Consider the following 11,299-nt stretch of genomic DNA (forward strand, 5'->3'; position numbering starts at 1 on the left):
AGTGGAAAGGCCGGGCCGGCGTTTCGACCGAGGAGGGGTCCCTGAGGCTAAGCCTGGGGATATGCCAGGTGTAAAAGGGGGCGATGGGGCAGGGCAAAGCGTCCGCCACAGCCCCGCTCACGCCCCGCTATCCCCTTTGGCCTAGGGATGTGAGGCCGAACGGCGTGCCGTATCGACAACGCGCCTGTTGCAATAGCGTCCAAAACATCGTCCTCTGGCGCCCTGACTGGCTGGATGCCCCTTCAATACGGGTGCCGGCTTTCCTGGTTTCTTGCCGTCATTATCGGGGTGGAGGCCCCGTCGCCCATGGTGCGTAGCTTCGCCGCGGCCCTCGCTTTGGCTGTCTTCCTGCCCGCCGCCGCCACAGCTTCCCCGCAAGAGCGCGCGCCAGCACCCCAGCCGGCGGCCGCCCAGCCTTCATCCCCCCCGGCCCCATCTCTCCAGGCCCCATCTCCCAAGAACGGGCCTGGCGATCCTCCGAAGGCCCCCCCCGTTGGGGCGACTCAGGCGCCGGCCGATACCGGCCCCTTCGCCCTGACCGGGCTGGAGGTGAACGCCGAGCGTGATGACCCGGAGGCCTGCTTCACCTTCAACCGGCCCCTGGCCAAGGCCCGGCCCGGCCTTCAGGACCCCTATGCCGGCAAGGTCGAGGTGCTGGCCAGGAACACCGCCCCCGCCAGTGCCGCCCCCGCCGGTGCCGCCCCAGCCGGTGCCGACGCCGCCGGGACCCCCGTGCAGAAGCCGGTGGTGGCGCGGGATCGCACCCTGTGCGTCCAGAAGCTGGAGCACGGCCACCGCTACACCGTCACCCTGAAGGCCGGCCTGCCCGCCGCCGGCGGCGCCGAGACCTTGGCCGCGCCGCAGTCGCGCGAGATCGAGGTGTTGAACCGCCGTCCGGTCCTGTCCTTTCGCGGCGGCGGCTACATCCTGCCGCGCATCGGCCGCGAGGGCCTGCCCCTGCGCACCATCAATGTGGAGCGCGCGCGCCTGCAGGTGCTGCACATCAAGGACCGCTCCCTGGTGGAGCAGATTTATTACGGCCGCCTGAACCAGACCTTGAATGATCTGGATGTGGGCTCGCTGGTGGAAAAGAACGGCGAGCTGGTGTGGCGCGGTGAAATGGCCGTGGGCGCCAAGCGCAACCAGCCGCAGGTGACACCCTTCCCCATCGATGCCGTCCTGGGCCAGCTGAAGCCCGGCGTGTATGTCGCGGTGGCGGAGGATGCCGTCGCCAAGACCGCCGGCTGGGAAGGCCGCGCCACCCAGTGGTTCATCGTTTCCGACCTGGGCCTGACCACGCTGTCGGGCACCAACGGCTTGCAGGTCTACGTCCATTCCCTGCGCACGGCCACGCCGCTGGCGGGGGTTGAGGTGCGGGTGGCCGCCCGCGACAACAAGGAACTGGGCAAGGCGCTGACCGGGTCCGATGGCGCCGCCCGCTTCGACCCGGCCTCCGGCGCGGCCAAGGGCCAGGCCCTGTTCGCCAGCACCAAGGATGGCGATTTCAGCTTCCTGGATCTGTCGGCCCCCGGCCTGGACCTGGCCGCGCGCGGCGCTGCCGGCCGTCCCGCCCCGGGCGCCCTGGACGCCTATGTCTTCGCCGAGCGCGGCATCTATCGCCCGGGTGGGGTGGTGCATGTCACCGCCCTGCTGCGCGATGCCGCCGGCCAGGCGGTGGCCGGCCGTCCCCTGACCCTGAAGGTCCAGCGCCCCGATGGGCTGGAGATCGAGCGCTATAGCCTCACCGACCGGGGCATGGGGGGCTTCGCCGCCACCGTGGATCTGCCCGGCAACGCCGCCACCGGCACCTGGACCGTCACGGCCCATGCCGACGCGGATGGCCCCGCCGTGGGCACCCTGCGCTTCCAGGTGGCGGATTTCGTGCCGCCGCGCGTGAACCTGGACCTGTCCGCCGACCAGGCGCGGGTGGGGCCGGACGGCACCCTGACGCTGTCGATCAACGGCCGCACGCCCAGCGGCGCCCCGGCCGCCAACCTGGCCGGCACCCTGTCAGTCACGCTGCGCGCCGCCGCCGATCCCTTCCCCGAGCTTCAGGGGCCGCAATTCCAAGGCTACCGCTTCGGCCTGGCGCAGGAGGACGGCGCCCCCCGGCAGGAAACTCTGCCCGGCTTCGCCACCGATGCCAATGGCGTCGCCACCGTGCCTGTGTCGCTGAAGGGCAAGCTGGACGGGTCCCGCCCGCTGGAGGCGGTGTTCCATGCCGCCCTGTTCGACGTGGGCGGTGGCACCACCGGCCATGATCTGGTGGTCCCGGTGGAGCGGCACCCCTACACCATCGGCATTCGTCCGCGGTTCAACGATGACGCCGTGCCCGAAGGGGCCACGGCGGCCTTCGACGTCATCGCCGTGTCGCCGGACGGCAAGCCGCTGGACAAGGGACAGTTGTCCTATGACCTGTACGAGGAACGCCTGGACTATGTCTGGTTCGAGGCCAACGGCAGCTGGGACTACAAGCCCCAGATTCACGACCAGAAGGTGACGGGCGGTACGCTGGCGACCACGGCCAAGGCGCCGGCGGGCGTCGAGGTGCCCGTGTCGTCCGGCCGCTACCGGCTGGAAGTGTACGATCCCGCCACCGGCGTGTCGGGCAGCGTGCGCTTCGCCGCCGGCTCCTGGGTCAGCGCCCGGCTGGGTGAGACGCCGGACGCCGTGGAGGTGACGGTGAAGGGCGCCGTGGGCGGCGGTCCGGTGGTGCCGGGGGCCAAGGCGGCCGTCTTCGTGCGTCCGCCCTACCGCAGCACCGTGCTGATCACCCTGGCCGACCGGGCGGTACGCCAGACCCTGACCCGGGAGATCGGGGCCGAGGGCGCCCTGGTGGAAATCCCGGTGGATGCCGACATCGGCGGCGGCGCCTATGTCATCGCCAACGCCTTCGCGCCTGTGGAGGCTGGCCGCCGCTCCCTGCCGCGGCGGGCCGTCGGGGTGGATTTCCTACCCGTGACCCTGGTCAGCCGCACGCTGACGCCCAAGGTGGAAGGTCCGGCGGAGGCCAAGCCGCACCAGACGGTGCACATCCCCGTCGTGGTGCCGGGCGTTGCCGCCGGCCAGGGCGTCCACCTGGTGCTGGCCGCCGTGGACCAGGGTGTGCTGGACCTCACCGGCTACAAGACTCCGGACCCGGAGGCCTGGTTCTTCGGCCAGCGCCAACTGGGCGTGGAGATCCACGACGTTTACGGCCGCCTGACCGCGCCGCACGGCGCCCCGCTCGCCGCCGCGCCCGCGCCCGTCCCCACCTCAGACACGGTGCCGCCCCGGGGCGCGCCCGTCGTGGCGCTCTATTCGGGCATCCTGCCCGTGGGGAATGATGGCAAGGTGCAGGTGCCCCTGACCCTGCCGGACTTCCAGGGCCGCCTGCGTCTGATGGCGACCGTGTGGTCGGCCGGCGCCCTGGGCCATGCCGACCGGGTCCTGTCGGTGCGCGACCCGGTGCGCGCCGATATGGCGCTGCCCCGCTTCCTTGCGCCGGACGATACCGTCCGTCTGGCCTTGACCCTGAACAACGTCAGCGGCACGCGGGGCACCTACACGGTGACCCTGCAGGCCGAGGGGCCGCTCGCCTTCCCGGTGGATACGGCCAACCGCGGCGTGGGCGCCAAGAAGCGCAAGGGCAAGGATGTGCAGCGGCCGGAGCCGCGGGAGATCGTGGCCGTCTTTCATGGCCTGGCCAAGGGCGGCAAGGTCACCCTGAATCGCGTGATGAAGGGCCTGGCCGTTGGATCGGGCCGCCTGCTCATGACGGTCAAGGGGCCCGAGGGTGTGGTGCTGTCCCGTGAGTTCACCGTGCCGGTGCGGGGCAATCTGCCCGTCGTCACCCGGCATGAGACGGCGGACATCCGGCCCGGTGCCAGCGTCCAGGTCCCGGCCGAATCGGCCCAGGGCCTGCGTCCGGAGACGGCGGTGTCGGGGCTGGCGCTCAGCCCCCTGCCGGAGCTGGACGTGCCCGGCCTGCTCATGACCCTGGACCGCAACCCCTATGGGTCGTCGGAACAGATCGCCAGCCGCGCCCTGCCGCTGCTCTATCTGGGTGACGCGGGCAAGGCGCTGGGCCTCTATACCGACGCCACCCTGCGGGAGCGCATCGACCGCGCCATCGACAAGCTGCTGACACTGGAGCGGGCGGACGGCGGTTTCGCCTTGTGGTCGGCGGATGGCCCGGCGGAGCCTTGGCTGTCGGCTTACGTCATGGACTTCCTGACCCGGGCGCGCGACACCGGCCACGCCGTGCCCGACGCGCCCTACCGCAAGGGCCTGGACTGGCTGGTGCGCAGCATCGGCAACAGCTGGGTGGAACCGGCGGACCTGCCCGCCCGCGCCTATGGCCTGGCCGTCGTGGCCAAGGCCAAGGCGGTGGACGCCACGCCGGTGCGCTACTTCTATGAAACCTTCTGGGACAAGCTGCCGACCCGTCTGGCGCGGGCGCACGTCGCGGCGGCGCTGGCCGCGGTGGGCTTGCCCCAGGCTCAGGACGCCTACAACAGGGTCGACGGCCTGCGCATCACCCTGCCGGGCATGCGCGACTTCGGCTCCGACCTGCGCGACCGGGCGGCCAGCCTGGCCTTGCTGGCCGAGGGCAACGCGCCCCTGGACCGGGTGACCGCCCAGGCACGCGAGGTGCAGGGCCTGCTGCGCGAACCGGCGCTGATCAGCAGCCAGGAACGCGCCTGGCTGCTGGTGGCCAGCCGGGGCCTGATGCAGCGCGCCGGCTCCATGACCTTGGGGCTGGCGGGGCAGGCGCCAGCGGAAACCCGGCCCCTGGTGCGCCGTCTGGAGATCGGCGGCCGCGCCTTGACCGTCACCAACGGCGGCCAAGCCGCCATCCAGCGCACGGTGGCCGTCGCCGGCATCCCCCTGGCCGCTCCCATGGGCACCCCCGGCGCCACGGCGCAGGGATATTCCATCGACCGCCGCCTGCTGGACCTGAAGGGCCGGCCGGTGGACCCGGCCCGCATCCACCAGAACGACCTGCTGGCCGTCGTGCTGTCGGGCAAGGTGGAGGGGACGGCCCCGACCCAGGTGCTGGTCAGCGACCCCGTGGCGGCGGGCCTGACCATCGAGACGGTGCGAATCGCCCGGGGCGGCCTGCCGCCGGAGCTGGCGGGCGCCGTGGGCGACCTCAGTGACGCCACCCATGTGGAAGCGCGCGAGGATCGCTACGTCGCCGCGGTGGATCTGCCGGCGGACCGCCGCGAGTTCCGGCTGGTCTACCTGGTGCGGGCGGTGCTGCCCGGCACCTATTCCCTGGCGCCATCGCAGGTGGAGGAATGGACCTCACCCAACCACCAGGCCACCGGCGCCGCCGGCAGCCTCACCATCCTTCCCTGAACCGACCCCACATGAAAACAGCCCCGGAAGCGTCGCTTCCGGGGCTGCTTTTTAAAGCTGGTCAAGCCGGCGGTGACCTCAGGCCAGGGCCACCCACACCGCTTCGCGGCCCTTGGGGGCGTCGGCGATGCGCATCTGCACCCGCTGTCCCTCATCCAGATGATCCATGCCGCACCGGCGCAGGACGCTCTTGTGCACGAAGACGTCCTTGCCGCCGTCATCGGCCAGGACGAAGCCGAATCCCTTGTCGGCCTTGAACCATTTGACGGTGCCGTCGATCTCGATCTCCGAACCCGTGGGCACCCGGTCCCGGGTGCGCGGGGCGGCTGCGCGTTCCGGCGGGGCCGCCGTTCCGGTGACCTCCACGATGCGCAGCACCTGGGGGCCCTTGGGCCCGGCGCCGATGGTGCACAGCAGTTCCGTTCCCTCGGAGATGTCCGCCAAACCCGCCCGGCTGATCACCGAAATGTGCAGGAAAGCGTCGGGCGTTCCGTCCTCAAGGGCGACGAAGCCGAATCCTTTGGAGGTGTTGAACCATTTAACCTGGGCCTTGGCCGGGAGACCCTCGTCCTGGCTGAAGGCGTCATACGATCCGAAGCGTGGCACGAGGCAGTACCTTCCCGATTGCGCCGGGTTCGCCCAGACGGGCGCCGGCCCGATGATCTCACCTCCCAATAACCACCGCGCCGGTGCGTCCGGTGTCCCGGAACTGTCCCTGATTTACTGTCAATGCGGCGGCTTAACCCGTCTTAATGGTAAACATAAACTCCCCGGGACCGCTACTGTAATGTGTGGCGAAATGTTGCGCTGCGGCAGGGACTTCCGTCTCGTCATCCACAGGCGGCAGCAGGGACATCTCACCTTCCGCGCCGGCGCTGTTCCACGGGGGCGATCGGTCACGGGTGGCAATTTCTGGTTGCTGTCACATGGGAAGGTTGCCGGTGGCGATGTGACCGCCCCAGCTGCCTAACGCCGGCCTAACAGTCCCCTGTTCAGGAAACGCTTGAGTAGCGTCCACGATCCAGGCACGTTACCGCCCTAGACCGGGGACCAACGCCCCGGCATGTCGGTTGCCGATACGACCGCCGGGTATGCGTCCCTCGTCGCCAGGTCGGCACCCTGAGCTTCAAAACACAATTGGAGCGGTGGCACCCCATACCTGAGTGGCGGGCCGCCCCTGGGGAGAAAACGTATGATGGCCGACCCGGCCGTGAGTGCGGCGCACATTTGGGAACATAGCTATCCGACGGGCGTGGACTGGAACGCGCCCATACCGGTGAAGCCCTTGACGGACTTGTTCGACAGCTCCGCCGCGCGCTTCGCCGACCGCCCCTTCATCGACTTCCTCGGCAAGCGCTACACCTATCGCCAGGGCGCCGACATGGTGGACCGGGTGGCGAAGGGTTTGCAGGCGCTGGGCGTGGGCCGGGGCAGCAATGTCGGCCTGTTCCTGCCCAACACGCCGTATTCCGTCTTCTGCTACTACGGCATCCTGAAAACCGGCGCCACGGTGGTGAACTTCAACCCGCTGTATGCGGAGCGCGAGCTCGTCAAGCAGATCAATGACTCCGAGGTGGAGATCATGATCACGGTCGACGTGCCCCAGTGCTATGGCAAGCTGGTGCCGATGCTGGCCCAGACCTGCCTGAAGAAGATCGTCACCGGCCGCATGGCCGACATCCTGCCGTTCCCCAAGAACCTGCTGTATCCGCTGGCCAAGCGGAAGGACATCGCCCGTCCGCCGGCCGACGCCCACAACATCGGCTTCCGCGCCCTGACGGCCAACGACGGCCGCTACACCCCGGTCACCATCGACCCGGTGCAGGACGTGGCGGTGCTGCAGTACACCGGCGGCACCACGGGCATCCCCAAGGGCGCCATGCTGACCCACGCCAACCTGACCGCCAACACCGTGCAGTCGGCGCTGTGGTTCTACCAGGGCCGGCCGGGGCAGGAGCGCATGCTGGGCGTGCTGCCGCTGTTCCATGTCTTCGCCATGACCGGCGTCATGAACCTGTCGATCTACCTGGGGGCGGAGATGATCCTGCTGCCCCGGTTCGAGATCGAGCAGGTGCTGGACACCATCGACAAGAAGAAGCCGACCCAGTTCCCGGCGGTGCCCACCATCTACACCGCCATCAACAACTACAAGGACCGGGCCAAGTACGACCTGTCCTCGCTGGCCTTCAGCATCTCCGGCGGCGCGCCGCTGCCGCTGGATGTCTGCCAGACCTTCGAGGGCCACACCGGCTGCAAGCTGGTGGAGGGCTACGGCCTGTCCGAGTCGTCGCCCGTGGCCACGGTCAATCCCATCGACGGCCCCGTGGGCGGCAAGGTGAAGGTCGGCTCCATCGGACTACCGGTGCCCGGCACCATCATCGAGATCATCGATGTCGAGGATGGCAAGACCCCCGTGGCCCAGGGCCAGCGGGGCGAGGTCTGCATCCGCGGGCCGCAGGTCATGAAGGGCTATTGGAAGCGCCCCGATGAAACCGCCATCACCCTGCGCGACGGCCGCCTGCACACCGGCGACGTCGGCTACATGGATGAGGACGGCTACATCTACATCGTCGACCGCATCAAGGACATGATCCTGGCCGGCGGCTACAACGTCTATCCGCGCAATGTGGAGGAGGCGATCTACCTGCACCCCGCCGTCAACGAGTGCATCGTGCTGGGCGTGCCGGACCCCTACCGCGGCCAGACGGTGAAGGCCTACATCAAGCTGACCGAGGGCCAGACCCTGACCCAGGCCGAGCTGTGCGACTTCCTGCGCGACAAGCTGTCGGCCATCGAGCTGCCCAAGCAGGTGGAGTTCCGCGCCGAATTGCCGAAGACCATGATCGGCAAGCTGTCGCGCAAGGCCCTGTTGGACGAGCTGGAGGCGGAGAAGGCCGCCAAGGTCTCCTGACGCAGCCACGTTTGGTTTTGTAGACTGGATCGGCGGCGGTGCTCCGGCATCGCCGCCGTCCTCATTTTTCCACTCCGTTGATCAGGTTCTCCCATGCCCAAAGTCGTCGTCGCCGGCAGCATCAACACCGATGTCCTCACCACCATGCGCCGCGCCCCCCGCCCGGGGGAGACCGTCAGCGGTGAAACCGTCGCCTTCGGCCGTGGCGGCAAGGGCCTGAACCAGGCGGTGGCCGCGGCGCGGCAGGGCCAGGGGCGGGGTGTGGACGTGGCCTTCATCGGCCGCGTGGGCCGTGACACGTTCGGCGACCAGGCGCTGGCCTTCCTCCAGACCAACGGTGTGGACACCCGGGGCGTCGCCCGCACCGACACGGCCACCGGCACCGCCATCGTCATGGTGGACGCCCAGGCGGAGAACAGCATCGTTGTCATCCCCGCCGCCAATGGCGAGGTGGCGCCGGCCGACCTGGACGCCGTTACCCTCCAGGCGGGCGACATCCTGGTCAGCCAGTTCGAAATCCCCCGGGCCACCATCGCCGATTTCTTCCGCCGGGGCCGCGCGGTCGGCGCCACCACCATCCTCAACGCCGCCCCGGCGCTGGACGACGCGCCCGACAGCCTGTGGGCCGACATCGATATCCTGGTGGTGAATGAGACGGAGCTGGGCCATTTCGCCGGCGTGGACCTGGCCGGCGACGCGCCGGTGGACGCCGTCGCCGCGGCGGCCCGCCGGTTGATGCGGCGCCCCGGGCAGACCGTGGTGGCCACCCTGGGCGTGCGCGGCGCGCTGGCGGTCACGGCCGATGATCAGGTCATCGTGTCCGGCCGCACGGTCAAGGCGGTGGACACCACCGGCGCCGGTGACTGCTTCGTCGGCTCCGTGGCCGCCCGCCTGGCCCTGGGTGACACGCTGCCCCAGGCCATGCGCCATGCCAACGTCGCCGCCAGCATCGCGGTGACCCGGGTGGGGGCGGGCGACGCCATGCCCACGGGGGATGAGGTGCTGGCCGTTCTCGCTTGATCCGCCTGGCCTAACCTGCCCGGCAAGCTTTGCCCGGCGACGCTTCCCGGCTGGGCGCGGGGCGTCCAGCACCGCCGATGGTTCATTGCAATCCTGTAGGGAATCCAAGCCCTTCGGCAAGGGGTGCGTCTGGCACACCCCTTGCTCTCCTTCCGGCGCAAAGACGCGACCTTGCCCCCGAGGAGGAGTGGATGTCCTTCGTCCAGGATTGTGTGGACCTGTCCCGCCAACACTTGATGGCCGGCTTCCTGGCGGAAGCGGAGATGAGCTGCCGCACCGCGCTGGCGACCGATCCGGCCCATGCGGAGGCGACCCACCTGCTGGGCGTGATCGCGCTGAAGGCCAACCGGCCCATCGAGGCCAACGACCTGTTCGAACAGGCCATCGCCCTGGACGGCGAGAACTTCCAGTACCACAACAGCCGGGGCGTCCTGCTGTATGGCTGCCGGCAGTTCGAGATGGCGGAGGCCTGCTTCCGCACCGCCGTCGCCCTCAATCCCGAGGACGCGGTCAGCCAGAACAACCTGGGCAACGCCCTGCGCGCCCTGGGTCGCCTGGCCGAGGCCGAGGCCCGCTTCCGCGAGGCGGTGGAGATCAATCCCCGCTATGCCGAGGCGCACAACAACCTGGGCAACACCCTGCGTGAGCTGGGCAGCCTGGAGGAGGCGGAGTTCTGCTTCCGCCACTCCCTGGGCCTGCTGCCCGACAATCTGGACGCCCTCTACAACCTGGGCACCCTGCTGCTCTACACCGGCCGGCTGGACGAGGCGGGCGGCCTGTTCGCCCAGGTGCTGGCCGCCGACAGCAGCCGGTATGAGGCGGCGATCTGCCTGGCCCAGGTGTTCCAGGGCCAGGATCGCACCGACGATGCCGTGGCGCTGCTGACGGGCGTGCAGGCGCGCCTGCCGGATAACCAGGCGGTGCAGTACGCGCTGCAACTGCTGCGCAGCACCCAGGTGCCGGCCTGGCACATCCCCCGCCTGAACGATCACGAACGCAACGACGCCTATGAGGCCGCGCTGCTGCGGGCCATCCGCCCGGGCGACCTGGTGCTGGAACTGGGCGCTGGTTCCGCCCTGGTCAGCATGATGGCCGCCCGCGCCGGCGCCGCCCGGGTGGTGGCGTCGGAGCCGCTGGCCGCCCTGGCCACCGTGGCGCGCGAGACGGTGGCGCTGAACGGCTACGCCGACCGCGTGACCATCCTGGCCAAGAAGCCGCAGGACCTGAAGCTGGGCGTGGATTTGCCGCGCCCGGCGGACGTGCTGGTGTCCGACATCGTCAATGTCGGCATGCTGGCGCCCGACATGCTGGCCATCCTGGACCACGCCCGGCGTAACCTGGCCCGCCCCGGCGCCCGCGTCATTCCCGCCGCCGCCACCGTCTGGGCCCAGTTGATCCAGGCGGACGACCTGCGGCGCGTCAGCCCCATCCGCAGCGTCAGCGGCTTCGACATGAGCCGATTCGACCAGTTCCGCGCGCCCGGCTATCAGCAGATCGACCTGGTCGCCGATGACCACCAGATGCTGTCGGACCCGTTTCCGGCCTGGTTCTTCGACTTCCGCGTCAGCATGCCGGACAGTGACCTGAAAAGCCTGACCGTCCAGGCCACCCGCCCCGGCCTGGTGCAGGGGGTCGCCTTCTGGTTCGACCTGCACATGGACGAGGAGGTGGTCTACAGCTCCCGCTCCGCCGCCCGCACCAACCATTGGAAGCAGGCGGTCTACTTCTTCGGCCACGATTTCCCGGTGCACCAGGGCCAGCCCATGCTGCTGGGCACCGGCTATGACCGCACGCAGATACATTTCTTCATCTGAGTTCCCTCAAACGCCGGGTGCCAGCATCCGCTGGCTTGGCTTATCCTCCCTTTCCAGTCCACTTCGTTTCCCGGAAAGGTCCGGCGGACGCGGTCGCGTCCTAGGGCATGAGTTGGGCTTGTATGAGTTCCACTCATCGGGCCGCCTCCTGGTAGGATGGTTGGCCTGATGGCCGGGAGAGGGTCGCCGCAGAACGCTCGAAGTTATGTCT

General features: G+C 69.5%; 5 protein-coding genes. 4 read left to right on the forward strand and 1 reads right to left on the reverse strand.

Annotated elements, in window-relative coordinates:
- The first annotated feature begins 306 nt into the window (after positions 1-306).
- A complete protein-coding gene (locus FBZ90_RS26180; protein ID WP_145736389.1) occupies positions 307-5,343 on the forward strand; it encodes an alpha-2-macroglobulin family protein in 5,037 nt (1,678 codons plus the stop codon).
- A 78-nt stretch (positions 5,344-5,421) separates the two neighbouring features.
- On the opposite strand, the gene FBZ90_RS28740 is transcribed toward FBZ90_RS26180, so the two are convergent.
- Positions 5,422-5,949: a cold-shock protein gene (locus FBZ90_RS28740; RefSeq protein WP_145736391.1), complete on the reverse strand. Its 528-nt coding sequence runs from the start codon at positions 5,947-5,949 to the stop codon at positions 5,422-5,424.
- A 586-nt stretch (positions 5,950-6,535) separates the two neighbouring features.
- Here FBZ90_RS28740 and FBZ90_RS26190 point away from each other — a divergent pair.
- The 3 genes from FBZ90_RS26190 to FBZ90_RS26200 all read left to right on the forward strand — a co-directional run bounded on the left by FBZ90_RS26190 (position 6,536) and on the right by FBZ90_RS26200 (position 11,088).
- Complete coding sequence (locus tag FBZ90_RS26190) at positions 6,536-8,254, forward strand: long-chain-fatty-acid--CoA ligase (RefSeq protein WP_145736393.1); 1,719 nt, start codon at positions 6,536-6,538, stop codon at positions 8,252-8,254.
- A 93-nt stretch (positions 8,255-8,347) separates the two neighbouring features.
- On the forward strand, positions 8,348-9,274 hold the full coding sequence (locus FBZ90_RS26195; RefSeq protein WP_145736395.1) for a ribokinase: 927 nt from the start codon (positions 8,348-8,350) through the stop codon (positions 9,272-9,274).
- Between the two features lie 191 nt (positions 9,275-9,465).
- A complete protein-coding gene (locus FBZ90_RS26200; protein WP_186456055.1) occupies positions 9,466-11,088 on the forward strand; it encodes a tetratricopeptide repeat protein in 1,623 nt (540 codons plus the stop codon).
- Positions 11,089-11,299 lie beyond the last annotated feature (211 nt).

Origin of the sequence: Nitrospirillum pindoramense (genome assembly GCF_007827955.1) — a bacterium.
Taxonomy (GTDB): domain Bacteria; phylum Pseudomonadota; class Alphaproteobacteria; order Azospirillales; family Azospirillaceae; genus Nitrospirillum; species Nitrospirillum amazonense_B.

What these genes read in the sequence shown, in the direction of transcription:
- FBZ90_RS26190 (WP_145736393.1), top strand. Translation starts at nt 6,536, where the DNA reads ATGATGGCCGACCCGGCCGTGAGTGCGGCGCACATTTGGGAACATAGC.
- FBZ90_RS26195 (WP_145736395.1), top strand. Translation starts at nt 8,348, where the DNA reads ATGCCCAAAGTCGTCGTCGCCGGCAGCATCAACACCGATGTCCTCACC.
- FBZ90_RS26180 (WP_145736389.1), top strand. Translation starts at nt 307, where the DNA reads ATGGTGCGTAGCTTCGCCGCGGCCCTCGCTTTGGCTGTCTTCCTGCCC.
- FBZ90_RS26200 (WP_186456055.1), top strand. Translation starts at nt 9,466, where the DNA reads ATGTCCTTCGTCCAGGATTGTGTGGACCTGTCCCGCCAACACTTGATG.